At 52.6% G+C, this 24,404-nt stretch carries 23 protein-coding genes, 4 tRNA genes and 1 other annotated feature; of the genes, 7 read left to right on the top strand and 20 right to left on the bottom strand.

Annotated features, from left to right (window positions below):
• Positions 1-163 precede the first annotated feature (163 nt).
• From clpB to rluD, 3 genes are all read right to left on the bottom strand, one after another.
• Positions 164-2,749, bottom strand: a complete 2,586-nt coding sequence (gene clpB / locus EPG66_RS18845) for an ATP-dependent chaperone ClpB (RefSeq protein ID WP_029519628.1) — start codon at positions 2,747-2,749, stop codon at positions 164-166.
• 113 nt (positions 2,750-2,862) lie between these two features.
• Positions 2,863-3,591, bottom strand: coding sequence for a purine nucleoside phosphorylase YfiH (gene yfiH, locus EPG66_RS18840; RefSeq protein ID WP_163657861.1), 729 nt, complete (start codon positions 3,589-3,591; stop codon positions 2,863-2,865).
• A complete protein-coding gene (gene rluD / locus EPG66_RS18835; RefSeq protein ID WP_010248442.1) occupies positions 3,591-4,568 on the bottom strand; it encodes a 23S rRNA pseudouridine(1911/1915/1917) synthase RluD in 978 nt (325 codons plus the stop codon). Before rluD ends, yfiH begins: the two co-directional genes overlap by 1 nt.
• Before the next feature lie 129 nt (positions 4,569-4,697).
• Here rluD and bamD point away from each other — a divergent pair, with 129 nt between their 5' ends.
• The 4 genes from bamD (at position 4,698) to pheA (ending at position 7,458) form a co-directional block, all read left to right on the top strand.
• Positions 4,698-5,429, top strand: coding sequence for an outer membrane protein assembly factor BamD (gene bamD, locus EPG66_RS18830; RefSeq protein WP_010248444.1), 732 nt, complete (start codon positions 4,698-4,700; stop codon positions 5,427-5,429).
• Positions 5,430-5,710: 281 nt separating this feature from the next.
• The gene (gene raiA, locus EPG66_RS18825; RefSeq protein ID WP_003849030.1) at positions 5,711-6,046 is read left to right on the top strand and encodes a ribosome-associated translation inhibitor RaiA; all 336 of its coding nucleotides are present in this window, start codon (positions 5,711-5,713) and stop codon (positions 6,044-6,046) included.
• Between the two features lie 101 nt (positions 6,047-6,147).
• Positions 6,148-6,272, top strand: a sequence feature (Phe leader region).
• The gene (gene pheL, locus EPG66_RS22895) at positions 6,149-6,196 is read left to right on the top strand and encodes a pheA operon leader peptide PheL (protein WP_193586062.1); all 48 of its coding nucleotides are present in this window, start codon (positions 6,149-6,151) and stop codon (positions 6,194-6,196) included. Its footprint overlaps the feature before it by 48 nt.
• Positions 6,273-6,294: 22 nt before the next feature.
• The gene (gene pheA / locus EPG66_RS18820) at positions 6,295-7,458 is read left to right on the top strand and encodes a bifunctional chorismate mutase/prephenate dehydratase (RefSeq protein ID WP_010248448.1); all 1,164 of its coding nucleotides are present in this window, start codon (positions 6,295-6,297) and stop codon (positions 7,456-7,458) included.
• Between the two features lie 56 nt (positions 7,459-7,514).
• On the opposite strand, the gene tyrA is transcribed toward pheA, so the two are convergent.
• Positions 7,515-8,636 (bottom strand): bifunctional chorismate mutase/prephenate dehydrogenase, encoded by a 1,122-nt coding sequence (gene tyrA, locus EPG66_RS18815; RefSeq protein WP_182687751.1) that lies wholly within the window; start codon positions 8,634-8,636, stop codon positions 7,515-7,517.
• A gap of 5 nt (positions 8,637-8,641) precedes the next feature.
• Positions 8,642-9,721: a 3-deoxy-7-phosphoheptulonate synthase gene (locus EPG66_RS18810; protein ID WP_182687749.1), complete on the bottom strand. Its 1,080-nt coding sequence runs from the start codon at positions 9,719-9,721 to the stop codon at positions 8,642-8,644.
• A 288-nt stretch (positions 9,722-10,009) separates the two neighbouring features.
• On the opposite strand from EPG66_RS18810, the gene EPG66_RS18805 reads away from it, so the two are divergent.
• Positions 10,010-10,546, top strand: a complete 537-nt coding sequence (locus EPG66_RS18805; RefSeq protein WP_069025313.1) for a GNAT family N-acetyltransferase — start codon at positions 10,010-10,012, stop codon at positions 10,544-10,546.
• Between the two features lie 97 nt (positions 10,547-10,643).
• Here the strand turns inward: EPG66_RS18805 and rplS are convergent, their stop codons facing one another.
• The 5 genes from rplS to ffh all read right to left on the bottom strand — a co-directional run bounded on the left by rplS (position 10,644) and on the right by ffh (position 14,155).
• Positions 10,644-10,991 carry a 50S ribosomal protein L19 gene (gene rplS, locus EPG66_RS18800; RefSeq protein ID WP_003849035.1) on the bottom strand — a complete coding sequence of 116 codons (348 nt, stop codon included), beginning with the start codon at positions 10,989-10,991 and terminating at the stop codon, positions 10,644-10,646.
• A 44-nt stretch (positions 10,992-11,035) separates the two neighbouring features.
• Entirely contained in the window at positions 11,036-11,800 is a 765-nt protein-coding gene (trmD, locus tag EPG66_RS18795) for a tRNA (guanosine(37)-N1)-methyltransferase TrmD (RefSeq protein ID WP_010248477.1), read from the bottom strand.
• A gap of 35 nt (positions 11,801-11,835) precedes the next feature.
• Positions 11,836-12,384 (bottom strand): ribosome maturation factor RimM, encoded by a 549-nt coding sequence (gene rimM, locus EPG66_RS18790; protein WP_010248480.1) that lies wholly within the window; start codon positions 12,382-12,384, stop codon positions 11,836-11,838.
• An 18-nt stretch (positions 12,385-12,402) separates the two neighbouring features.
• On the bottom strand, positions 12,403-12,651 hold the full coding sequence (gene rpsP, locus EPG66_RS18785) for a 30S ribosomal protein S16 (RefSeq protein ID WP_003849041.1): 249 nt from the start codon (positions 12,649-12,651) through the stop codon (positions 12,403-12,405).
• Positions 12,652-12,793: 142 nt separating this feature from the next.
• Positions 12,794-14,155 carry a signal recognition particle protein gene (gene ffh, locus EPG66_RS18780; protein ID WP_010248486.1) on the bottom strand — a complete coding sequence of 454 codons (1,362 nt, stop codon included), beginning with the start codon at positions 14,153-14,155 and terminating at the stop codon, positions 12,794-12,796.
• Between the two features lie 166 nt (positions 14,156-14,321).
• Here ffh and EPG66_RS18775 point away from each other — a divergent pair, with 166 nt between their 5' ends.
• Together EPG66_RS18775 and EPG66_RS18770 are read left to right on the top strand one after the other, a co-directional pair.
• Positions 14,322-15,122, top strand: a complete 801-nt coding sequence (locus tag EPG66_RS18775) for a cytochrome C assembly family protein (protein ID WP_031594172.1) — start codon at positions 14,322-14,324, stop codon at positions 15,120-15,122.
• Between the two features lie 15 nt (positions 15,123-15,137).
• Complete coding sequence (locus tag EPG66_RS18770) at positions 15,138-16,424, top strand: HlyC/CorC family transporter (RefSeq protein WP_163657863.1); 1,287 nt, start codon at positions 15,138-15,140, stop codon at positions 16,422-16,424.
• Positions 16,425-16,485: 61 nt separating this feature from the next.
• Here EPG66_RS18770 and luxS read toward each other — a convergent pair whose 3' ends face one another.
• The 10 genes from luxS to alaS form a co-directional block, all read right to left on the bottom strand.
• The gene (gene luxS / locus EPG66_RS18765) at positions 16,486-17,001 is read right to left on the bottom strand and encodes an S-ribosylhomocysteine lyase (protein ID WP_031594174.1); all 516 of its coding nucleotides are present in this window, start codon (positions 16,999-17,001) and stop codon (positions 16,486-16,488) included.
• Positions 17,002-17,151: 150 nt separating this feature from the next.
• Complete coding sequence (gshA, locus tag EPG66_RS18760; RefSeq protein ID WP_031594175.1) at positions 17,152-18,759, bottom strand: glutamate--cysteine ligase; 1,608 nt, start codon at positions 18,757-18,759, stop codon at positions 17,152-17,154.
• Between the two features lie 31 nt (positions 18,760-18,790).
• Positions 18,791-19,219: a YqaA family protein gene (locus EPG66_RS18755; protein WP_010248498.1), complete on the bottom strand. Its 429-nt coding sequence runs from the start codon at positions 19,217-19,219 to the stop codon at positions 18,791-18,793.
• Positions 19,216-19,782: a fructose-1-phosphate/6-phosphogluconate phosphatase gene (gene yqaB / locus EPG66_RS18750; RefSeq protein WP_182687747.1), complete on the bottom strand. Its 567-nt coding sequence runs from the start codon at positions 19,780-19,782 to the stop codon at positions 19,216-19,218. Before yqaB ends, EPG66_RS18755 begins: the two co-directional genes overlap by 4 nt.
• A 596-nt stretch (positions 19,783-20,378) precedes the next feature.
• Positions 20,379-20,455, bottom strand: a tRNA-Arg gene (locus EPG66_RS18745).
• 73 nt (positions 20,456-20,528) lie between these two features.
• Positions 20,529-20,605, bottom strand: a tRNA-Arg gene (locus tag EPG66_RS18740).
• A gap of 217 nt (positions 20,606-20,822) precedes the next feature.
• Positions 20,823-20,899: transfer RNA gene (locus tag EPG66_RS18735), tRNA-Arg, on the bottom strand.
• An 8-nt stretch (positions 20,900-20,907) separates the two neighbouring features.
• Positions 20,908-21,000, bottom strand: a tRNA-Ser gene (locus EPG66_RS18730).
• Positions 21,001-21,283: 283 nt separating this feature from the next.
• The gene (gene csrA / locus EPG66_RS18725) at positions 21,284-21,469 is read right to left on the bottom strand and encodes a carbon storage regulator CsrA (protein WP_008927091.1); all 186 of its coding nucleotides are present in this window, start codon (positions 21,467-21,469) and stop codon (positions 21,284-21,286) included.
• Between the two features lie 250 nt (positions 21,470-21,719).
• Positions 21,720-24,347 carry an alanine--tRNA ligase gene (gene alaS / locus EPG66_RS18720; RefSeq protein WP_115387249.1) on the bottom strand — a complete coding sequence of 876 codons (2,628 nt, stop codon included), beginning with the start codon at positions 24,345-24,347 and terminating at the stop codon, positions 21,720-21,722.
• Positions 24,348-24,404 lie beyond the last annotated feature (57 nt).

Here is a 24,404-nt window from a genome sequence, read left to right as displayed (position 1 = left end):
TGTCAGTGGAGGCGCATTATAGGGAACGGCTCAGATAGCGCAAGTGCAAATTGAGACTTTTTTACTGACCGTTCATTTCGCACTCAAAAGGAGTATTAAATAAGCAAAAACCCCTCAAAAGGGCAAAAAAAACGGGCCAGAGGCCCGTTTTTCATTCCACACCTTACTGATGTGCAGTAATGATGTTGTTCTCCACATCCATTTCGATGGTTTTGCCTGGCACCAGCGAACCGGCAAGGATCTGCTGAGCCAGCGGGTTCTCGATCTGCTGCTGTATCGCACGTTTCAGCGGACGTGCACCGTAGACCGGATCATACCCGTTCTCCGCCAGCAGTTTGATCGCATCATCAGAGATGTGCAGCTGATAACCCCGTTCATCCAGACGTTTGTACAGCCGCTGCAGCTGAATCTGCGCAATGGACGCAATATGTTTCTCAGCCAGCGGATGGAACACCACCACCTCATCAATACGGTTGACGAACTCAGGACGGAAATGCTGTCCGACCACACCCATCACGATATCTTTCATTTCCGGGTAACTGAGATTGCCGAACCGCTCCTGGATTAAATCTGATCCCAGGTTGGAGGTCATAATCACCACGCTGTTACGGAAATCGACCGTCCGGCCCTGCCCATCCGTCAGACGCCCATCATCCAGCACCTGCAGCAGAATGTTAAAGACATCAGGATGCGCTTTCTCTACTTCATCCAGCAGGATGACCGAATAAGGCCGACGGCGCACAGCTTCGGTCAGATAACCGCCCTCTTCATAGCCGACGTAGCCCGGAGGTGCACCCACCAGCCGTGATACTGAGTGTTTTTCCATAAATTCAGACATGTCGATACGAACCATCGCATCGTCACTGTCGAACAGGAAATTAGCCAGCGCTTTACACAGTTCGGTCTTACCGACCCCGGTTGGCCCCAGGAACAGGAAGGAACCGATAGGCCGGTTTGGATCAGAAAGGCCTGCGCGACTACGGCGAATAGCATTTGATACCGCCTCAACCGCTTCATCCTGTCCGATGACCCGGCCATGTAAGTCCTGCTCCATGCGCAGTAACTTATCGCGCTCACCTTCCATCATTCGTGCGACCGGAATACCGGTCCAGCGTGCCAGCACATCGGCAATCTCCACATCGGTTACCCGGTTACGCAGTAACTTCATGGTCTTGCCTTCCGCCTGAGTCGCTGCGGCTAACTGTTTTTCCAGTGCCGGAATTTTACCGTACTGCAGCTCTGACATCTGAGCGAGGTCACCCTGGCGACGTGCCTGCTCTAAATTCAGACGCGCCTGCTCAAGTTCCGCTTTAATGTTCTGCGTGCCGGACAGCGAGGCTTTCTCTGTCTTCCACTCATCTTCCAGCTCGGCGTATTCGCGCTCTTTCTGGTTGAGCTCGGTTTCCAGCATTTCAAGACGCTTGATGCTGGCATCGTCCGCCTCTTTCTTCAGCGCCTGCTGCTCCAGCTTCAGCTGAATGATACGGCGCTCCAGGCGATCCAGTGACTCCGGCTTCGAGTCCATCTGCATACGAATGCTGGAAGCTGCCTCATCGATCAGGTCAATCGCTTTATCCGGCAGCTGCCGGTCAGCAATATAACGATGAGACAGGGTCGCCGCCGCGACAATCGCCGGGTCAGTGATTTGCACATGGTGATGCAGTTCATAACGCTCTTTCAGACCACGCAGAATGGCGATGGTATCTTCCACACTTGGCTCAGCCACAAAGACTTTCTGGAAACGACGCTCCAGCGCGGCATCTTTTTCAATGTACTGGCGATACTCATCAAGCGTAGTGGCACCCACACAGTGCAGTTCACCACGCGCCAGCGCAGGTTTAAGCATATTGCCGGCGTCCATCGCACCGTCCGCTTTACCGGCTCCCACCATGGTGTGCAGCTCGTCGATAAACAGAATGACGTTGCCTTCCTGTTTCGACAGGTCACTCAGTACGCCTTTCAGACGCTCTTCGAATTCACCGCGATATTTCGCCCCGGCCACCAGCGCACCCATATCCAGCGCCAGTACCCGACGTCCTTTCAGACCCTCAGGCACTTCACCATTGATGATGCGCTGCGCCAGCCCTTCGACAATCGCGGTTTTACCTACGCCAGGTTCACCAATCAGTACCGGGTTGTTTTTGGTACGGCGCTGCAGAACCTGGATGGTGCGGCGAATCTCTTCATCACGACCGATGACCGGATCGAGTTTGCCCTTCTCTGCCCGCTCGGTCAGGTCGATAGTGTATTTTTTTAAAGCCTGGCGCTGATCTTCAGCCCCCTGATCGTTCACGTTGTCTCCTCCCCGCATCTGTTCAATCGCACTGGTGATTTTTTCACGCGTTGCGCCCGCTGCTTTGAGCAGATCGGCCAGTGAGCCCCGTGATTCCAGCGCGGCCAGAACAAATAATTCGGATGAAATAAAGTTATCGTTGCGCTTCTGCGCCAGCTTGTCGCACAGGTTTAATACCCGGACGAGGTCAGATGAGGGTTGTACATCGCCTTCGCTGCCCTCAACTTGTGGCAGGCGATCAATAGCCTGCTCAACCTGAGCGCGAAATGGCGTAACGTCGACACCGGCCGAAGTCAGTAAAGGTGAAACCGATCCGCCTTCCTGTTTGAGCAATGCGCTCATCAGATGCAGAGGTTCAATGAATTGATTGTCGTGTCCCAGAGCGAGGGACTGCGCGTCGGCGAGAGCCAGTTGAAATTTGTTAGTAAGACGATCCAGACGCATAATTCCTCCCATTACAGGTCAAAATGCTACTGGAGATTAAATGAGGTCATCCCTCAAAATTTCAAGGTTAATGACCTGAGATTTGAGTAAAAAATACGCTAACTGGACCGTCTTATGGCGTAAGGTTATAACAGCCAGATCAAAGTTGCCATACGCCCGGTGATCCCATCGCGGCGGAAAGAGAAGAAATCGTCGCGCTGCGTAAAGGTACAACGGCTGCTGGCGCTGACTGAATTCACGCCCGCTGCCTGCAATCGCATCCGCGCCAGCAGGCCGATGTCGGCGTAAAAGCGGTCACCTGATGGACGGAAAGCCTGCACAGCCCGAGGATCCTGAGCCATAAAGGCCTGACGCACTTCGGCACCGACCTCAAACGCATCAGGTCCGATTGCCGGTCCAAGCCAGGCATGAATCTGATCAGGTGGCGAACGAAACTGCGCCAGCGTATTTTCCAGTACTCCCGCACAAAGTCCGCGCCAGCCTGCATGTGCCGCCGCCACTTCCGTGCCATCCTGCGAACAGAACAGGACCGGAAGACAGTCAGCGGTCATGATGGCACAGACGACACCGGGCTGATCGGTAATACAGGCATCAGCACGTAATGGCGTACTTTCCCCTGCAGTCAGACGCACAACCTCAGTGCCATGAACCTGATCCAGCCACTGCGGCATGGCAGGTAAACCTGCCTCTTCCAACAGCAACTGCCGGTTACGCGCCACAGCATCCGGATTATCCCCCACATGCCCGCCGAGATTCAGTGCATCCCAGGGCGATGTGCTGATGCCGCCCTGTCGCTGCGTCGAGCAGGCCCGAACGCGTGACGGAGCGGGCCATTGAGGAGTAATCAGATTCATCACCAATTCAACTGGTCTTTAAATTCTTCAGTGTCTGCTTTTAACGCCGCGATTAGATCAACCATGTCCTGCGGAAGCGCAGCATGGAATTCCATTTCAATACCGCTGATAGGGTGATAGAGGCGCAACATCGTGGCGTGCAGTGCCTGACGATCGAAACCGCGCAGCGTAGTAATAAATGCCTCTGACGCGCCTTTTGGCGGACGCGGACGGCCACCGTAAAGCGGATCGCCCACCAGCGGATGGCTGATGTGAGACATATGCACACGGATCTGGTGAGTACGACCGGTTTCCAGACGCAGGCGCAGACGGGTATGGGCCCGGAAGTGCTCCATGATGCGGTAATGAGTGACCGCCGGTTTACCCATTGGGTGTACCGCCATGTGGGTGCGTTTAGTTGAGTGACGGCTGATAGGCTGCTCAACGGTGCCGCCCGCAGTCATATTGCCAATCGCAACCGCTTCATATTCACGGGTGATTTCGCGACGCTGCAGCGAGTCCACCAGATGCGTCTGAGCCGGAACGGTTTTCGCGACCACCATTAAACCGGTGGTGTCTTTATCCAGGCGGTGTACGATGCCCGCGCGCGGCACATCCATAATCGCCGGATAGTGATGAAGTAAAGCGTTTAATACCGTGCCATCCGGATTACCGGCGCCAGGGTGAACCACGAAGTCGCGTGGTTTGTTGATGACAATAATGTCTTCATCTTCATAAACGATGTCGAGTGGCAGATTCTGCGGTTCCCAGCGCTGCGCCTCCTCGATCTCAGCGTCAATCGCGACCAGCTCGCCGCCCAGCACTTTTTCTTTGGGTGTATCGACCATGACGCCGTTTACAGTAACGCGACGATCGAGGATCCACTCTTTTATGCGAGAACGTGAATAATCAGGGAACAATTCCGCCAAAGTCTGATCTAAGCGTTGTCCGAGTTGTGATTCGGATACCGTTGCGGTGAGTTGAACTTGTTGTGCCATATACAGCTTCTTCGTTAACGTTGGGTTTTCACGGCGATGCCGTTTAATATAATGTGCTATCGTACCTGGTCATTACCGGGAGCTATACGGACAGCTTCCGCCATAACATTTGAGGATAATCACTTCGTCATGACGCGTATGAAACATCTGGTGGCTGCTGCCACACTGAGCCTGGCACTTGTTGGTTGTTCCGGCTCAAATGACGCGGTACCGGACAGCCCGCCTTCTGAAATCTATGCTACAGCGCAGCAAAAGCTGCAGGACGGTAACTTTAAAGCTGCGATTAAGCAACTGGAAGCGCTGGATAATCGTTATCCGTTCGGTCCTTATTCGCAGCAGGTGCAGCTGGATTTAATCTACGCGTACTATAAAAATGCCGATCTGCCCCTGGCGCAGGCTGCCATTGCTCGCTTTATGCGTCTGAACCCCACGCATCCGAACATTGACTATGTCATCTATATGAAAGGTCTGACGGACATGGCGCTGGATGACTCCGCGCTGCAGGGCTTCTTTGGTATTGATCGTTCTGACCGCGATCCGACGCACGCTCGTGATGCTTTCCGCGACTTCTCTCAGCTGCTGCGGAGTTACCCGAACAGCCAGTATGCGGCTGATGCTCAGAAACGCCTGGTCTATCTGAAAGACCGTCTGGCTAAATATGAGCTGTCAGTGGCGCAATTCTATACTAAGCGTGAGGCTTATGTCGCGGTTGTTAACCGTGTCGAAGGTATGATGCGCGATTATCCGGATACGCAGGCAACACACGATGCTCTGCCGCTGATGGAGAATGCTTACCGCAATCTGCAGTTGAACGCTGAAGCCGATAAAGTGGCGAAAATCATTGCAGCTAACAAAAGCTGATAGTCAGACAGATTTCCAGCCATAAAAAAAGCAGCCTCTCAGGGCTGCTTTTTTTTGCTCACAGAACAGTCAGATTTGGATCTGATCTCAGCGAGCTATCTCATCAAGCATGCCGTGTTAATCGTTTCGCTTCAAGCCATTTCGGCCAGTTTCTCTGCCTTTCTCACAGAATGTTGTGACTGACAAAAAGTGACATTTTTTCGTGATCGAAATCCCACATTGAACGCTTTTTCGCGCTATGCTGAGAAGACCAAGACGGAAATGACAGAGAGGTAAGAACGATGATTCTGAACATTACCAGTAAACAAATGGACATCACTCCGGCAATCCGAAGCCATGTCGAAGACCGTCTCGCCAAGCTCGAAAAATGGCAAACCGACCTGATTAATCCGCATATTGTCCTTTCTAAAGAGCCCAAAGAATTCGTGGCTGACGCCACTATTAACACACCTAACGGGACTCTGGTGGCCAGCGCCAAGCACGATGATATGTATACCGCTATCAACGATTTGATTGCCAAGCTCGAGCGTCAGCTGAATAAAGTTCAGCACAAGTCTGAAGCACGCCGCGCCAGTGCCAGCGTGAAAGACATCATTCCCGCCGACGAAGAGTCCTGATTTTCTTAACGCTGTTTCTTAACGCGCCTGCGGGCGCGTTTTTTATTGACAGCTTTTAAGCAGTACGGTTACTCTCAGGTCACTCTCTTTTCGGACATTACAATGAAATCTGATCTGTTTTTCTTCGCTTTCTTTTTTACCTTCCCCTGAACGGGAGGCCATTCGTCGTGTGAAAATGAAAGCGAAGACGAACACCGAAGCCTCCCAACCGGGAGGCTTTTTTTTTGGATAGCATACAGGTGAGCCCTATGAATCCCGATAATCCATTGCTGGCGCTACGCGATAAAATCAGCGCCGTGGATAAAAAACTTCTGACGCTGCTGGCCGAGCGTCGTTTGCTGGCAGTGGAAGTTGCACAAGCGAAACTGGCGACGCATCGCCCGATTCGGGATGTGGAGCGCGAACGCGCGCTACTGGAAAATCTTATCGTACTGGGTAAGGCACACAACCTGGATGCGCACTACATCACCCGTCTGTTCCAGCTGGTAATTGAAGATTCCGTGCTGACTCAGCAAGCGCTGCTGCAAAAAAACCTCAACCATCCCCATGCGCATGCCGCCCGTATCGCCTTCCTGGGCCCGAAAGGCTCTTATTCGCATCTTGCAGCACGTAACTACGCGTCGCGCCATTTCGATAGCATGGTGGAGTGTGGCTGCCTGAAGTTTCACGACATCATCAAACAGGTCGAAAATGGCGTAGCTGATTACGCCGTGATGCCGATTGAGAATACCAGTTCAGGCTCTATCAACGATGTCTACGATCTGCTGCAACAGACAAGCCTCTCAATCGTGGGCGAGCTGACATTGCCTATCGACCACTGCGTGCTGGTGAATGGCCCCACCGATCTTCAGCAGATTGAGACGGTTTACAGCCATCCTCAACCGTTCCAGCAGTGCAGCCAGTTTATTAATCGTTTCCCGCACTGGAAAATCGAATATACCGAGAGTACCGCGGCAGCGATGGAGAAAGTGGCTGCGCTCAACTCACCTAAGGTGGCGGCGCTGGGCAGTGAAGCCGGTGGCGAACTCTATCAGTTGCAGGTGCTGGAACGTAATCTGGCCAATCAGCAGCAGAACCACACCCGCTTTATCGTGCTGGCCCGCAAAGCAATCGAGGTTTCTGACCAGGTGCCAGCGAAAACCACGCTGATTATGGCAACCGGCCAGCAGGCGGGTGCGCTGGTCGACGCGCTGCTGGTACTGCGTCAGCACAACCTGATTATGAGCAAGCTGGAGTCCCGCCCGATTAATGGTAATCCGTGGGAAGAGATGTTTTACATTGATGTGCAGGGCAACCTGCAATCGGAGCGGATGCAGCAGGCGCTGCAGGAATTACAGACCATGACCCGCTCTCTGAAGGTACTGGGCTGTTACCCCAGCGAAAATGTGGTGCCCGCTGAACCTGGCGAATAAAAGAAGAAAAAAAGGCATCCAACTGGATGCCTTTTTCATTAATGGATGGCTGTCATTTATGGGCGGCTGTCATTGGCCGATCGCAGCAGGCTTCGGCTTTCGACCAGGAAACGTTTTGCGTGATCGCCAAACCACTGTTCAACCCGGTTAAAGCTGGCGATAAACGCCTGCTTATCGCCCTGCTCCAGCAGTGCAATCGCTTCACCAAACCGCTGGTAATAGCGTTTTATCAGCGCCAGATTACTCTCTGAAGACATGATGATATCCGCATAGAGCTGCGGATCCTGAGCGAACAACCGCCCCACCATCGCCAGTTCCAGCCGGTAAATTGGCGACGAGAGCGCCAGCAGCTGATCCAGATTGACGTTCTCTTCGGCTAAATGCAGACCATAAGCGAAGGTAGCAAAGTGACGCAGCGCCTGAATGAATGCCATATTCTGGTCATGCTCAACAGCGCTGATACGATGCAGACGCGCACCCCAGACCTGAATCTGCTCCAGGAACCACTGATACGCTTCCGGTTGTCGTCCATCACACCAGACCACCACCTGTTTTGCCAGGCTGCCGCTGTCCGGGCCAAACATCGGATGCAGACCCAGCACAGGCCCGTTATGGGCAGCCAGCATCGCCTGCAGAGGCCGGTTTTTGACCGACGCCAGATCGACCAGAATACAATCTTCCGGCATTGGTGGCAGTTGTGCAATCACCTGCTCGGTCAGGTGAATCGGCACGCTAATGATCACCATTCCGGCATCGCTGAGCAGACTTTCAGCCTGAGGCCAGTCATCTTTATCCAGCGTTTTAACCGTATAGCCAGATAGCCCGAGCATTTTTTCAAACAGCCGGCCCATCTGGCCCTTACCACCGACAATGACCACCGGGCGCAGTTCAGGACAGAGGGTTTTAAAACCTTTGTCATTCTCGCTGGTATAGGATTCCCGCATCACGCGACGCAGCACATCCTCAATCAGATCCGGTGGTACGCCGAGCGCTTCGGCCTCTTTGCGACGTGAAGCCAGCATTGACGCTTCACGCTCAGGCACATAGATAGGTAGGCCGTAACGGCTCTTCACCTCACCTACCTCGGCCACCAGTTCCAGTCGCTTAGCCAGCAGGTCAAGCAGCGCTTTATCAACACTGTCAATTTGATCGCGTAACGCGGTCAGTTCAGCCACCATTGCTCTTACACCTCTTGTGACAGACGCGCCGACAGCACTCCCTGCAGATCCTGATGCATTTCACGCAGCAACGTTTCGGTCACTTCCCAGTTGATGCATGCATCGGTTACGGAAACGCCATACTTCATTTCGCTGCGTGGCTGCTCAGAAGACTGGTTACCTTCATTGATATGGCTTTCCAGCATCAAACCAATGATTGAACGGTTCCCGTCTTTGATCTGCGCAATAGCGGATTCCGCTACGCCAGGCTGACGGCTGTAGTCTTTGTTCGAATTACCATGGCTGCAATCTATCATTAAGGCTGGACGCAGTCCCGCCTTGAGCATCTCTTTTTCACACTGCGCGACATCTTCAGGACCGTAGTTCGGCGCTTTGCCGCCACGCAGGATCACGTGACCATCCGGATTGCCCTGAGTCTGCAGCAGGCAGACCTGACCGGCCTGATTAATCCCGACAAAACGGTGTGGCATTGCGGCTGCACGCATGGCGTTGATTGCCGTTCCCAGACTGCCATCGGTGCCATTTTTAAAGCCTACCGGCATCGACAGGCCCGAGGCCATTTCACGGTGCGTCTGCGATTCAGTGGTACGGGCGCCAATGGCAGACCAGCTGAACAGGTCGCCCAGATATTGCGGGCTATTAGGATCCAGCGCTTCAGTGGCCAGAGGCAAACCCATTTCAACCAGGTTCACCAGCAGCTGGCGCGCAATGTGCAGACCCGCTTCCATATCAAACGAGTTATCCATGAAAGGATCGTTGATCAGCCCTTTCCAGCCGACGGTGGTACGAGGTTTTTCAAAATAGACGCGCATCACGATAAACAGCTGATCATTCAGCTGTTCGGAAAGGGTTTGCAGACGACGAGCATATTCCAGTGCCACTTCGGTATCGTGAATTGAGCAGGGTCCGCACACTACCAGCAGACGCGGATCGCGGCCGGCAATAATGTCAGAGATGGTCTGGCGCGACGCCGCGACCTGCTCCTGCTGTTCAGTGGTCAGTGGAAACTTCGCTTTCAGCTCTTCAGGCGTGATTAATACCTGTTCACCGGCGATATGCACATTGTTCAGCGCGTCTTTTTGCATGATGGCGATCCTTTGGCTCGTATTGGCAGTCGTGGACTCCTCACTGAGGAATGCAAATACTGTATCACAGACAATACATAGCGCAATATTATATGTACACATTTATTACCACGGATCAAGCAAGGCGAGAAATACACTTAAAATATCCAATAAAATCATATAAATAACTCAAGCCTTGTCCAAAAAAAACCAAACTCATATGTAAAAATAAGTTTACAGTCAAGGTTATTGCTTTTCTGCTACCCCCATGCAGAATAAAAAAATCATTCTGTTCGCGCTGAGAGAGTTATGCGCCCATCACCACAAAATATTTATCTGCGACCTTTTGAGCTCAGCGACGTATCTGCGTTTACCACTGCGGTTAATGCCTCTCTGGACAGCCTTATCCCGTGGATGGTCTGGGCGCATCACGATTATCAGCCGCATGAAGCAGAAAGCTGGATCCGCTTTACCCACTGGCAACGGATGAAGGAGGAAGCGGAAGAGTTTGCCATCGTTGATCAGCATGACCAGCTGCTGGGGGGCGCAGGAATACGCTTTGCCCGTCATCCGGGTGACACCAGCGCAATTGGCTACTGGGTTCGCAGTGATGCCCAGCGTCAGGGAATCGCCAGCCGCGCGGTAGCCGCGTTGCTGCCGCTGGGGTTTTCACGCCCAGAGACCCGGGTGATTGAGATTCTGGCAGCAGAGGATAACCTGGCCAGTCGGGGCGTGGCTGAGAAGTGCGGTGGTCAGTTCATTGGCTGTCGCTATGGCCTGATCGTATTAGAGGAGGGGCCGGTTAATACCGCGATTTATCATTTTCAGCGGCCGGACGCCTGTTAACTGTAGGCAGCAAGGTTGGCAGTGACATAAAAAAAGGGGCTGGCAGATGCCAACCCCTTGTTTGCTATTAACTTTTAGATGTCGCGTTAGCGATACCTTAGTTAAGACGCTCTTTAATACGAGCAGACTTACCAGTACGCTCACGCAGGTAGTACAGTTTGGCTTTACGCACAGCGCCACGACGTTTAACAGCGATGCTGTCAATTACAGGTGAATGAGTCTGGAATACACGCTCAACGCCTTCGCCGTTAGAAATTTTGCGAACAGTGAATGCAGAGTGCAGACCGCGGTTACGGATAGCGATAACCACGCCCTCGAATGCCTGCAGACGTTTTTTAGAACCTTCAACGACCCATACTTTCACTTCCACGGAATCACCCGGGCGGAAGGAAGGTACGTCCTGTTTCATCTGCTCTTGTTCAATTTGCTTGATAATGTTGCTCATAATTAAATCTCATATCCTGGGTAAACTGATAGTCGGGGAAGAGCTTACTCTTCCACATCATCGTTTTGTTGCTGCTGAGATTCCCGCTGGAACTCATTCAGCAACCTTGCTTGCTCTTCAGTCAGAGCCAGGTTTTCCAGAAGTTCAGGTCTTCTCAGCCAGGTACGGCCTAGCGACTGCTTCAGACGCCAGCGGCGAATATCAGCATGGTTGCCTGACAGTAATACTGCCGGGACCTCCACGCCATCTAACACTTCAGGTCGGGTATAGTGCGGACAATCCAGCAAACCTTCCGAGAACGAATCCTCATCGGCTGACGCCTGCTTGCCGAGCACGCCAGGAATAAACCGGGCGACTGCGTCAATCATCGTCATCGCTGGCAGTTCCCCGCCGCTGAGAACGTAATCACCGATTGACCATTCTTCATCAATTTCGGTCTGGATTACGCGCTCATCAATCCCTTCATAACGGCCACAGACCAGAATTAACTTGTCCCGTGCCGCCAGTTCGCAAACGCCCTGTTGGTCCAGTTTGCGACCCTGAGGTGAAAGATATATCACCCTGGCCCCATCACCTGCCGCTGCTTTCGCTGCGGAGATGGCATCCCGTAAGGGTTGTACCATCATCAGCATTCCCGGTCCGCCGCCGTAAGGACGATCATCCACGGTACGGTGCCGGTCGTGCGTGAAGTCACGAGGACTCCAGCTCTGAATGCTGAGCAGACCGTTTTTTACAGCCCGGCCAGTTACCCCGTAATCGGTAATAGCGCGAAACATTTCTGGAAACAGGCTAATAACACCAATCCACATTGTATTCGCCGTTACGTTACCGTTCGATTCGGAGATCAAAAACCAGGATCCCAATCTACCTCAATGATGCCAGTAGAGAGATCGACTTTCCTGATAACCTGTTCATCAAGAAACGGAATTAACCGCTCCTGAGCACCGAATGCATCCTTCAGGTTTGCCTTAACGACGAGAACGTCGTTCGAGCCGGTTTCCATCATATCGATGACTTTACCCATCTCGTAGCCTTCGAGGTTAACCACCTGGCAGCCCATAAGGTCTTTCCAGTAGTAGTCGCCCTCTTCCAGCGATGGCAACTGCGTCGAGTCAACCTGAATTTCGCAATTGGTTAACTGAGCCGCCGCATCCCGATCTTCAATGCCTTTGACTTTGATGATCAGGTCCTGATTGTGGTGCTTCCAACCGTCCAGTTCGACCTGCTGCCATTTACCGGCGCGCTGGATGAACCAGGGTTGGTAGTTGAAGATGCTTTCAGCGTCTTCAGTGGAGGAAAACACTTTGAGCCAGCCGCGAATACCGTAGGCGGCTCCCATCTTACCCAATACAATCGGGTTAACAGGAGGCTGTGCGGCAATTTGTCTGCTCATGCTCACCACCGTGACAGATTAAGCTGCTTTCTTAGCTTCTTTGACCAGCGCGTTAACGCGATCAGAAAGCGTTGCGCCCTGGCCAACCCAGTGCTCGATACGATCCAGATCAAGACGCAGACCTTCAGCCTGACCAGATGCGATCGGGTTGAAGAAACCAACGCGCTCGATAAAACGACCGTTGCGTGCATTGCGGCTGTCAGTGACGACGACCTGATAGAACGGACGCTTTTTAGCGCCGTGACGTGCCAAACGAATTGTTACCATAACATCCTCTTCAGTTAATAAAACACCCGGCCCCCATCGAGGAACGGGGTCCGGGTGCTATATAAAAAGCCCGAAAATTTTACTCATTTTGGCGAAAAAAGCAACCTAAACCGTGCCATTTCGGGCTTTTTTGTGGAACGCTTTAGCGGCCAGGAAAACCTGGCGGCATCATACCCTTCATGCCGCGCATCATTTTCGCCATACCGCCCTTCTTCATTTTCTTCATCATACGCTGCATGTCGTCAAACTGCTTCAATAAGCGGTTAACGTCCTGCACCTGCATACCGGAGCCGGTCGCAATGCGACGCTTGCGTGAGCCTTTGATGATCTCTGGTTTCTCACGCTCTTTGCGTGTCATCGAGTTGATGATCGCTTCCATGCGCACCAGCACTTTGTCATCCATCTGTGACTTCACATTGTCAGGCAACTGTCCCATACCGGGCAGTTTGCCCATCAGGCTGGCCATGCCGCCCATGTTGCGCATCTGCTTCAGCTGCTCAAGGAAGTCGTTGAGATCAAAACCGTCGCCGGTTTTCAGCTTCTTAGCCAGTTTCTCAGCCTGATCGCGGTCAACCTTGCTTTCGATATCTTCGATCAGTGACAGCACGTCACCCATGCCGAGGATACGCGAAGCAATACGCTCCGGATAGAACGGCTCAAGTGCATCGGTTTTTTCACCGACACCCATAAATTTAATCGGCTTACCGGTGATATGACGAATCGACAGCGCCGCACCGCCTCGTGCATCACCATCGACTTTGGTCAGGATAACACCGGTCAGCGGTAGCGCTTCATTAAAAGCTTTAGCCGTGTTTGCCGCATCCTGACCGGTCATGGCATCGACCACAAACAGCGTTTCTACCGGATTGATGGCGGCATGAACCTGTTTGATTTCGTCCATCATCGCTTCGTCAACGTGCAGACGACCGGCGGTATCCACCAGCAGTACATCGTAAAACTTCAGGCGAGCTTCACGCAGCGCATTGTTAACGATATCAACCGGCTTCTGACTGAGATCGGACGGGCAGAAATCCACACCCACCTGCTGTGCCAGCGTTTCCAGCTGTTTGATTGCCGCTGGACGATAGACGTCGGCAGAAACCACTAAGACTTTCTTTTTGTGCTTCTCGCGCAGGAATTTACCCAGCTTAGCGACGCTGGTTGTTTTACCGGCACCCTGCAGACCCGCCATCAGCACCACGGCTGGCGGCTGAGCAGCCAGGTCGAGAGCATTGTTCTCTGCACCCATCGCCGTAACCAGCTCGTTACGAACGATTTTGATAAATTCCTGACCTGGAGTCAGACTTTTATTCACATCATGGCCGACCGCGCTCTCTTTCACACGGTTGATGAAGTCACGCACCACCGGCAGCGCAACGTCAGCCTCAAGCAGTGCCATGCGCACTTCACGCAGGGTCTCTTTGATGTTCTCTTCAGTCAGCCTTCCGCGGCCGCTGATGTTTCGCAGGGTTTGCGACAAACGATCGGTTAAATTATCAAACATGGTCTCTCACTAAAAAAAAGATCGCGAGGCGCCTGATCGGCAGAATGCGGCGGATTATAACACGAAGCCTCAGCGATCTCTGCAATTGCCCCTCAGATCGTTTGGAGCCTGCTTCGGCTGGCGCTATACTGCCTTTTTCCTTATCTGACTGAACCTGAAAGGATCTATGTTCGTTTTCGCGATAGTGGCGCTATTCGCCTACTCCTTAAGTCTTGCCCTGATCATTCCCAGCCTGTTGAAACGTAACGGCGGCTGGCGGCGAATGGCGATGCTCTCTGCCTGCGTGGCGCTGGTGACACACGCGGTGGCCTTGCAGCAACGCATATTTGCTGTTGATAGCGGACAGAATTTAAGCCTGCTCAACATAGGCTCGCTGGTCAGCCTGTTGATTTGCGCCATCATGACCATTGTGGCGTCACGCAACCGTGGCTGGCTGCTGCTGCCGATTGTTTACAGCTTCGCGCTGATCAATCTGGCCTTCGCCACTTTTGTGCCCAATGCGTTCATCACCCATCTGGAAACCACGCCAGGCATGATGATCCATATCGGTCTGTCGCTGTTCGCTTATGCGACGCTGATTATTGCCGCACTCTATGCACTGCAACTGGCGTGGATCGATTATCAGTTAAAAAACAAGCGTCTGGCGTTCACACAGGATATGCCGCCGCTGCTGACCATCGAACGTAAGATGTTTCACATCACCCAGGTGGGCGTCGTGCTGTTGACGCTGGTGCTCTGCACCGGGCTGTTTTATATGCAGGATCTCTTCAGCGAAGAAAACGTCGATAAAGCGGTACTCTCTATCATCGCGTGGTTTGTTTATATCGTTTTGCTCTGGGGGCACTATCATGAAGGCTGGCGTGGTCGCCGCGTCGTCTGGTTTAACTGCAGCGGTGCGGTGCTGTTAACCATGGCTTACTTCGGCAGTCGCATCCTGCAGCATCTGCTTGTCCCCACCTCTCGTTAAAAAGGAAGTTCTGCGTTGGAGAATGTTTCAACCACCACGCTGATTATTACGCTGATCATCATGGTGCTGGTTTCGGCTTATTTTTCTGGCTCCGAAACCGGCATGATGACCCTCAATCGCTATAAGTTGCGCCATCAGGCTAAAAATGGTCACCGTGCTGCCCGTCGCGTCGAAAAATTGCTGCGTCGCCCTGACCGGTTGATTAGTCTGGTGCTGATCGGTAATAACCTGGTCAACATTCTTGCCTCTGCCCTCAGCACCATCGTCGGGATGCGCCTCTACGGCGATGCCGGCGTCGCAATAGCCACCGGTGTACTGACCTTCGTGGTGCTGGTGTTTGCCGAAGTATTACCGAAAACCATAGCGGCGCTCTATCCGGAAAAGGTCGCCTATCCCAGTAGTTTTCTGCTGGGTCCGTTGCAGTATGTCATGCTCCCCCTGGTCTGGTTACTGAATACCATTACCCGGCTGCTGATGCGGCTGGCAGGCATTCGCACCGATGGCTCGGTTAACTCCGCGCTGAGTAAAGAAGAGCTGCGCACCATCGTTTATGAATCGCGTAATCTGATATCACGTCGTAATCAGGACATGCTTTTATCGGTACTCGACCTGGAGAAAGTCAGTGTTGACGACATCATGGTTCCGCGTAATGAGATCGTCGGTATTAACATCAACGATGACTGGAAGTCAGTCGTTCGCCAGTTAAGCCACTCGCCACACGGCCGCATTGTGCTGTTCCGGGACTCGCTGGATGACTGCGTCGGCATGCTGCGGGTGCGCGAAGCCTGGCGTATGATGACGGAGAAAAAAGAGTTCACCAAAGAGATGCTGCTGCGCGCCGCCGATGAGATCTACTACATTCCGGAAGGAACGCCGCTGAACACCCAACTGGTGAAGTTCCAGCGCAACAAAGAGAAAGCGGGCGTGGTGGTGGATGAGTATGGCGATATCAAAGGGCTGGTAACGATAGAGGACATTCTGGAGGAGATTGTCGGTGACTTCACCACCTCCATGTCACCGTCACTGGCAGAAGAAGTGATGCCGCAGAATGATGGATCCGTACTAATTGAAGGCAGCGCCAGTGTGCGTGAAATTAACAAGGCGTTTAACTGGCAGCTGCCAGAGCAGGAAGCGCGCACCATCAACGGCATGTTGCTGGAAGCGCTGGAAGAGATCCCTGCCATCGCCACACGTGTTCAGATCGGTCACTACAACATCGATATTCTGGATGTGCAGGACAATATGATTAAACAGGTGCGTATCACGCCAAAGACGCCACTGAAAAAATCGGTAGGGTCCTGAAGCGATAAAAAAACGCCGCAATCGACATGATGCGGCGTTTTTTTTAGCAGCAAAGCCCTGACTAGATGTGCAGTTCTTTCAGCTTTTCAGCAGGCAGTTTCAGATCTTCGTTGCGGTTAACGCCGATATCATGCGCCAGCACATTGCGGGCGATCTGCTGCGCTTCATCCAGTGAGTGCAGCTTGTAGCTACCACACTGGTATTCATTCAGCTCAGGGATCTGGTTCTGATCTTTCACTTTCAGAACATCTTCCATCGCCCCTTTCCACGCTTTGGCAACGCGCTGCTCGTCTGGTGTACCAATCAGGCTCATGTAGAAGCCGGTGCGGCAACCCATTGGCGAGATATCGACGATTTCCACACCATCACCATTCAGGTGATCACGCATGAATCCGGCAAAGAGATGCTCCAGCGTATGAATGCCACGCTCAGTGAGAATATCAATGTTCGGGCGGCAAAAACGCAGGTCAAAAACGGTAATCGTATCGCCATGCGGAGTCTTCATGGTTTTCGCCACGCGAACTGCCGGTGCGCCCATGATGGTGTGATCAACGGTAAAACTGTCCAGTAGTGGCATACGTCACCTCCTGTTCTGAGAATTTTTTTTAAAACGATGAAACTTTTCTGTTCGCCCAACGTCTGAATATATGAAAGACGCGCATTTGTTATCATCATCCCTGACAACAGAGATGTTAATTTGGCCACATTGATGTGGCCTTTTTCTTTTCTACCCTTCCCGGCTCGCCAGATACGCTTCAAAATCCAGCTTATCATTCGCTTCCAGCTGCTGCTGTGCAGCAACAGACGCCTGCGCCTGACGCGTGAAATCTTCTTCTGTCAGCACTTCCAGCGGCTCTTCGCAGAGCAGATGGCGATACTGTTCAGCCAGCGCCACGCCGGTTCCGGTTACACCATTGTCCTTCATTGCCTGAAGGATGCGCGCCGAGTAGGTTAGCTCAGGATCGTCGAACGATGCTACCAGTTGATCGCAAACCTGCTGATATTCCGTGCTGTCCTGATTATGACTGTCTAACACTTCAGCAACCCGACGCAGATCGGCAAACAGGGTTTTGCCCACTTCAACCAGCGAATGTTCCGCTTCTCCGCAGCCTACGGCAATTTTCTGGTCCGGTTTACGCCCTTCCAGCACAACCCGATTCCAGTTTATACGGGTGCATTGCAACTCATCTGCACTCATTTCCGGCGCATCGGCCAGGGTACACCAGATCAGGAACAGGTCGAGGAAGCGAACCTGATTCTCATCTACGCCGATTGCAGAGAACGGATTGATATCCAGCGAGCGCACTTCAATGTACTCAATACCACCACGCAGCAGCGCATCAGAAGGCGCTTCACCCGAGCGTGTCACACGCTTAGGCCGGATTGGCGCATAGAGCTCGTTTTCAATCTGCAGCACGTTGGTGTTGAGCTGCAGCCAGTTACCGTCGGCATCTTTAGTGCCCATCGCTGCATACTCTTCTGACGGCGTCTTGATCGCTTTCTTCAGCGCAGTGACATAGCCTTCCAGCGAGTTAAACGTGATGCCCAGAGAGCTCTGCGATTTATTGGTGTAGCCTAAATCGCTCAGACGCAGCGAGGTAGCGTACGGCAGCCACATCGTGTCTTTGTCGTTGGTTTCGAACGGCAGCGCGCTTTCACGGCCCTGCAGGAAGCTGGAGCTGATAGCAGGCGATGCGCCAAACAGATAGGGGATCACCCAGCCGAAGCGATAATAGTTGCGGATCAGCCGCAGATAGCCCGCCGAGATCGTCTCTTTTCCGCTTTCCTTATCTTTCACGTCAGCCCACTCCTGCCAGAATGAGAGTGGCAGTGAGAAGTTATAGTGAATGCCGGAGATGGTCTGCATCAACGCGCCGTAGCGGTTTTTCAGCCCTTCGCGGTAGAGCGTCTTCATCCGACCGATATTGGACGTGCCATATTGCGCCAGCTCAATATTGTCCGCATCGTCAATCACGCACGGCATACTAAATGGCCACATGCGTTCATCACCCAGTTCACGGGCAACGTGACGATGAATATCGCGCAGGAATGCCAGCATATGATCAATGCTGTGATCCACTGGCGTAATAAATTCCAGCAACGTTTCGGCAAAGTCAGTGGTGATCCAGTCATGTTTCAGCGCCGACCCCAGAGATTCCGGGTGGCCGCTTTTTGCCAGCTCGCCATTTGCCTGTACACGCAGCGTTTCACGCTCGATGCCACGGCCAATACCTTTAAGGGCATTGGGATGCGCTTCCAGCCAGGAGAGCGCTTTAGATACGTCCGGGATCACATTACCCCCCCGCTGTGATAATAATTTATTTTTGTTCAGCATAATGTTAACCGTAGCCTCGAATCTGTGCGAATCAATGCCACCATTGCATACCCTGTAATGTGGCAGTCGCGATAACGATATAACGCAGTGTTTTGCCGACAGCGAGAAACAGCATCGCAGGTAGCCAGGCGAAACGTAACCAGCCTGCCAGAACGCAGAGCAGATCACCTATCACTGGCAGCCAGCTGAATAACAGTGCTGCTGGTCCCAGTCGGTGCAACCACGTCATTGCTGTGTCATGCCATCGCCCCTGACGTTTTAACGGCAGCAAGCGACCAATAAGAATGTTGGTTAAGCCGCCCAAGGTGTTTCCCAGTGATGCGGCCAAAAGCAACCCGTAAACTGATGTCTTTTTTGCTATCAATAGTGCTATCAGCAGTGCTTCAGAACTTCCCGGCAGGAGCGTTGCACTTAAAAAGCTGCTGCCGAACATCGAGGCATAGGTAAGAACGTCACTCACAGTAAGCGGACATCCACCACAGCCATACCTGCTGCCTTCGCTGCCTGAATACCAAAGTCCGCATCCTCAAACACCACACAATGTGCCGGCGTTACACCCATCAGCTCAGCGCAGCGTAAGAAGGTTTCAGGCTCAGGTTTATGACGCTGTACGTCGTCAGCACCGACGACGGCCGAAAAGAGCTCACGTACGCCCAGCTGCGTCAGTAACGCCTCTGCCATGCTGTGTTCGCTTCCGGTACCGACCGCCATCGGACGCCGCCCGTGATAAGCTTTCACCACCTCCATTAAAGGCAGTGGCTTCACGTTTTCCAGCAGCATCGCTTTCACGGCAGCGGTTTTTTCTGCGGCAAGAAGATAAGGGTCGAGTGACGACTGATTGGATTCAATGATGAACTGCGACAGCCGCCAGGTTGGTGCGCCATTGAAGTCGATAATACGTGCTTCATCCAGCGTTAATCCATAACGCGTCAGTACCTGGCGCCACGCTTTTCGATGTGTCGGCTCAGTATCAAGAATCGTGCCGTCCATATCGAAAATCAGGGCGTCATATTGATCGTACATTGTCACTCCGGACATTCATCAAATGAGACATTACTTTAGCCTAATGTGGACAGGTTGTCGCCAGGGGGGATGAACAGCAAATGCTTTGAAAGCATTAACAATTTTTGTTTTCAGATAAAGGTGATCGTGCACGACCAGCGATAAACGTACGAAATTCCAGCGTTTTTTTAACATTCTTCTGGCAGACAAGCGGCAGCGGACAGGCATGGGCAGCAAAACAGAAGGCGTTGATGCGGGAAACAGGCGTTTCGGATCGCTTAAGTCAGGATGATGAATCAATGGGGCAGATTAAACAGGAAAAGAGTGCGTGTGAAGCCAGAGGGAAACTGCAGAGGTTTTTCAGGATACTCACTCAGCGTTTGCTGTACGGACGGTTACGGAAGTAACGCTATCGTGTTTAGTGAGGTCTTAGCGATCATCGCGCCATGATACTTTGAGGGATTTTGAGGCTAAAGAAGAAGATGGTGCATCCAGGAGGATGACTCAGCTTGCGCTTCGCCCTGTGGGCCGTTGCTGATGCAACGTTATCCCCCTTCGTGCGGCCGGAACGCTTATTGCGTCATGTCACACTGAGGAACTGCCAACATTCGAGAAGATGGTGCATCCAGGAGGATTCGAACCTCCGACCGCTCGGTTCGTAGCCGAGTACTCTATCCAGCTGAGCTATGGATGCATTGGGATCTATCTTTTGGGGGTCACACTTTTTTATGGACTTTCAGAAACCAACCTGAGGATGTTACGAAGAATGGTGCATCCAGGAGGATTCGAACCTCCGACCGCTCGGTTCGTAGCCGAGTACTCTATCCAGCTGAGCTATGGATGCATAAATCAAATTCTTGTACAACGCAGGGTGCTAACTACTCACCATGAAAGGAATTGCTAATTCGCTTTGTTTCTTTTTTTCGATGGTGCATCCAGGAGGATTACTCAGCTTGCGCTTCGCCCTGCGGGCCGTTGCTGATGCAACGTTATCCTCCTTAGTGCGGCCTGTACGCTAATGCGTCATGTCACACCGAGGCACTTCTCCATATTCGAAAATATGGTGCATCCAGGAGGATTCGAACCTCCGACCGCTCGGTTCGTAGCCGAGTACTCTATCCAGCTGAGCTATGGATGCATCGAAAATGGCGGTGAGGGAGGGATTCGAACCCTCGATACAGCTTTTGACCGTATACTCCCTTAGCAGGGGAGCGCCTTCAGCCTCTCGGCCACCTCACCTTACGCTTTCTTTCGAACTGCGCGCCTGAACGTTGTTTCTGCTCATCGGCACTGCGTGGCGCACATATTACTTTCCCGGACTTTTAAGTCAAACAATTTTTCCGAAACTTTGTTTGATTGAGCAAATCACACACAATTGGGACAAAATGGCGACAAAAAGAGTGAATTATCAACAATGAAAGATGATGGCGTTAACAAAACAGAGGAGGAACAGGTAGAAAGAAAAGGCAGGATTTTTACAGAAAGCGGTAGCGCCTCGCACGAGTGCGAGACGCTGAATCCGTTAAACGCTGGTTTGTTGCGTTTTTTCAGCCTGGATGCGTTGATAGATCTCTTCGCGATGCACAGACACTTCTTTCGGCGCGTTAACACCGATACGAACCTGGTTACCCTTAACACCCAGCACCGTTACAGTTACCTCATCACCGATCATGAGGGTTTCACCAACTCGACGAGTTAGAATAAGCATTCTTTGCTCCTTGAAAGATTAAAAGAGTCGGGCTTGTACAGGCTCCCGGCATTATCCATCATTTAACGCTGCACAATGTGTATGAGAAATACACCAATGCACATCGATGCGCCAATACATTCTGCTGATAGTTAGTTTAGCCGAAATACACTACATCAACCTGACTTTGTCATTTGCTGCTTTAGCATCGTATTAAAAAGCGCCGGAACAACCGTTCTGACGCTTTTTACGATGCCTTGTTTTAATTCACTTACAGACGGCTGCTGACCCAGTCCTCAACCCCTGCTAATGCGCCTTTCAGAGCACCCGCATCGTTACCACCAGCTTGTGCCATATCAGGACGGCCACCGCCCTTCCCGCCAACCTGCTGAGCCAGACCGGCAATCAACTCACCCGCTTTAACACGGTCAGTCAGATCTTTGGTCACACCCGCAATCAGCGACACCTTACCTTCAGTAACCGTTGCCAGCACAATAATCGCCGACCCCAGCTGATTCTTAAGATCATCAACCATGGTACGCAACATTTTAGGTTCAACATTGTTGAGCTCACTGACCAGCAGTTTCACTCCCTTAATGTCGATAGCATTGCTGCTCAATGAAGCGCTCTCCTGCGCGGCTTGCTGATCGCGCAGTTGCTGCAACTCTTTCTCCAGAGCCCGTACATGATCGACCAGACCACGCACTTTCTCATTCAGGTTGCTGCTGTTCGCTTTGACCAGCTGCGCAAGATCCTGCAGCTGGCTGCTCTGCGCATTGACCTGCGCCAGCGCGCCTTCACCCGTAATCGCTTCGATACGACGAATACCGGCTGCGGTACCTGACTCCGCCTGAATACGGAACAGCCCGATGTCACCCGTGCGCGCAGCATGGGTGCCACCACACAGCTCAACAGAGAAATCACCCATGGTCAGAACGCGCACGCGCTGATCATATTTCTCGCCAAACAGTGCCATTGCCCCTTTAGACTTCGCCGCATCCAGATCCATCACTTCGGTTTCAACCGGCAGGTTGCGACGAATTTGCGCATTGACGATATCTTCGACCTGACGAATCTCCTGAGGTTTCATCGCTTCGAAATGCGAGAAATCGAAACGCAGGTACTTGTCGTTAACCAGCGAGCCTTTCTGCGCCACATGCTCACCTAAAACCTGACGCAAGGCGGCATGCAGTAAGTGGGTAGCAGAGTGGTTAAGACGGATGCGCGCACGGCGTGCTGCATCAACCTGCGCCTCAAGGCGATCACCGATACGCAACTGCCCTGCGGTCAGCTTACCGACATGACCGATTGCCTGACCATATTTTTGTGTATCCTGGACGCTAAATTCAGCATTCTTCCCTTTCAGCAGACCGGTATCGCCTACCTGACCACCCGATTCGCCATAGAATGGCGTTTCATCCAGCACGACCACGGCATCCTGACCCGCGGTCACTTCATCAACCGCCTCGCCTGCAACATAGAGTGCTTTCACCGTGGCAGCTAAATCGAGCTGGTCGTAGCCTTTGAAGGATGAGGCGGCATCAATACGAATAACGTTGCTGTAGTCAGCACCGAAGCCACTCGCTTCACGTGCGCGCTGACGCTGCTGCTCCATCGCCCGCTCAAAGCCGGCTTCGTCGATCTTCAGATTGCGTTCGCGACAGACGTCAGCCGTTAAATCAGCCGGGAAACCAAAGGTATCGTAGAGACGGAAGACGATTTCGCCATCCAGCGTGTCGCCCTGCAGTTTTTCCAGTTCTTCGTCCAGCAGCGCCAGTCCGCGCTCCAGGGTTCTGGCAAACTGATCTTCTTCGCTTTTCAGCACCTGCTCAACCTGAGCCTGCTGGCGCTGTAACTCTTCGCCTGCGGCACCCATGACCTCAACCAGTGGCGCAACCAGCTTATAGAAGAAGGCCTCTTTGGCGCCCAGCATGTTGCCATGACGCACGGCACGACGAATGATACGACGCAGCACGTAGCCACGGTTCTCATTAGACGGGATGACGCCATCGGCAATCAGGAAAGCACAGGAGCGAATGTGGTCGGCAATGACACGCAGCGATTTGTTACTAAGGTCAGTGGCACCGGTAACCTGTGCCACGGCCTCAATCAGTTTCTGGAACAGGTCGATTTCATAGTTGGAGTTGACGTGTTGCAGAACGGCAGAAATACGCTCAAGGCCCATTCCGGTATCAACCGACGGTTTTGGCAGTGGCAGCATGGTGCCATCAGCCTGACGGTTGAACTGCATAAAGACGATGTTCCAGATCTCAATGTAACGGTCACCATCTTCTTCCGGGCTGCCCGGCGGACCACCCCAGATGTGATCGCCGTGATCGTAGAAAATCTCGCTGCACGGACCACAAGGACCGGTATCGCCCATCTGCCAGAAGTTATCTGACGCATACGCGCTGCCCTTGTTGTCGCCGATGCGAATAATGCGTTCACGTGGCACACCGATTTCATTCGCCCAGATATCAAAGGCCTCATCGTCGGTTTCATAGATCGTCACCCACAGACGCTCTTTTGGCAGGCTGAACCACTGCTCGCTCGTCAGCAGTTCCCAGGCAAAACCAATCGCCTCTCTCTTGAAATAGTCACCAAAGCTGAAGTTACCCAGCATTTCAAAGAAGGTGTGGTGACGTGCGGTGTAACCGACGTTTTCAAGATCGTTGTGTTTGCCGCCTGCGCGTACGCAGCGCTGTGACGTGGTCGCACGTGTGTAGTCACGTTTGTCCTGACCGAGGAACACATCTTTAAACTGGTTCATCCCGGCGTTAGTAAACAACAACGTTGGATCGTTATTCGGTACGAGGGAGCTGCTGGTTACAACCTCATGTCCCTTGCTATGAAAAAAGTCGAGAAACGCTTGACGGATCTCAGCAGTGCTCTTGCTCATATATATCCTGGAATCACGCTAACGAACGTTCCCTCTGATCGGCGCGACCACATTCTG

It is taken from the genome of Pantoea pleuroti (genome assembly GCF_014156615.1).
GTDB lineage: Bacteria > Pseudomonadota > Gammaproteobacteria > Enterobacterales > Enterobacteriaceae > Pantoea > Pantoea agglomerans.
This window is presented reverse-complemented; position numbering and strand designations above follow the sequence as displayed.

Bases quoted from the DNA above. Each gene is read 5' to 3' on its own strand.
- clpB (WP_029519628.1), bottom strand. From the start codon at position 2,749: ATGGGAGGAATTATGCGTCTGGATCGTCTTACTAACAAATTTCAACTG.
- yfiH (WP_163657861.1), bottom strand. From the start codon at position 3,591: ATGAATCTGATTACTCCTCAATGGCCCGCTCCGTCACGCGTTCGGGCC.
- rluD (WP_010248442.1), bottom strand. From the start codon at position 4,568: ATGGCACAACAAGTTCAACTCACCGCAACGGTATCCGAATCACAACTC.
- bamD (WP_010248444.1), top strand. From the start codon at position 4,698: ATGACGCGTATGAAACATCTGGTGGCTGCTGCCACACTGAGCCTGGCA.
- raiA (WP_003849030.1), top strand. From the start codon at position 5,711: ATGATTCTGAACATTACCAGTAAACAAATGGACATCACTCCGGCAATC.
- pheA (WP_010248448.1), top strand. From the start codon at position 6,295: ATGAATCCCGATAATCCATTGCTGGCGCTACGCGATAAAATCAGCGCC.
- tyrA (WP_182687751.1), bottom strand. From the start codon at position 8,636: ATGGTGGCTGAACTGACCGCGTTACGCGATCAAATTGACAGTGTTGAT.
- EPG66_RS18810 (WP_182687749.1), bottom strand. From the start codon at position 9,721: ATGCAAAAAGACGCGCTGAACAATGTGCATATCGCCGGTGAACAGGTA.
- EPG66_RS18805 (WP_069025313.1), top strand. From the start codon at position 10,010: ATGCGCCCATCACCACAAAATATTTATCTGCGACCTTTTGAGCTCAGC.
- rplS (WP_003849035.1), bottom strand. From the start codon at position 10,991: ATGAGCAACATTATCAAGCAAATTGAACAAGAGCAGATGAAACAGGAC.
- trmD (WP_010248477.1), bottom strand. From the start codon at position 11,800: ATGTGGATTGGTGTTATTAGCCTGTTTCCAGAAATGTTTCGCGCTATT.
- rimM (WP_010248480.1), bottom strand. From the start codon at position 12,384: ATGAGCAGACAAATTGCCGCACAGCCTCCTGTTAACCCGATTGTATTG.
- rpsP (WP_003849041.1), bottom strand. From the start codon at position 12,651: ATGGTAACAATTCGTTTGGCACGTCACGGCGCTAAAAAGCGTCCGTTC.
- ffh (WP_010248486.1), bottom strand. From the start codon at position 14,155: ATGTTTGATAATTTAACCGATCGTTTGTCGCAAACCCTGCGAAACATC.
- EPG66_RS18775 (WP_031594172.1), top strand. From the start codon at position 14,322: ATGTTCGTTTTCGCGATAGTGGCGCTATTCGCCTACTCCTTAAGTCTT.
- luxS (WP_031594174.1), bottom strand. From the start codon at position 17,001: ATGCCACTACTGGACAGTTTTACCGTTGATCACACCATCATGGGCGCA.
- gshA (WP_031594175.1), bottom strand. From the start codon at position 18,759: ATGCTGAACAAAAATAAATTATTATCACAGCGGGGGGGTAATGTGATC.
- yqaB (WP_182687747.1), bottom strand. From the start codon at position 19,782: ATGTACGATCAATATGACGCCCTGATTTTCGATATGGACGGCACGATT.
- csrA (WP_008927091.1), bottom strand. From the start codon at position 21,469: ATGCTTATTCTAACTCGTCGAGTTGGTGAAACCCTCATGATCGGTGAT.
- alaS (WP_115387249.1), bottom strand. From the start codon at position 24,347: ATGAGCAAGAGCACTGCTGAGATCCGTCAAGCGTTTCTCGACTTTTTT.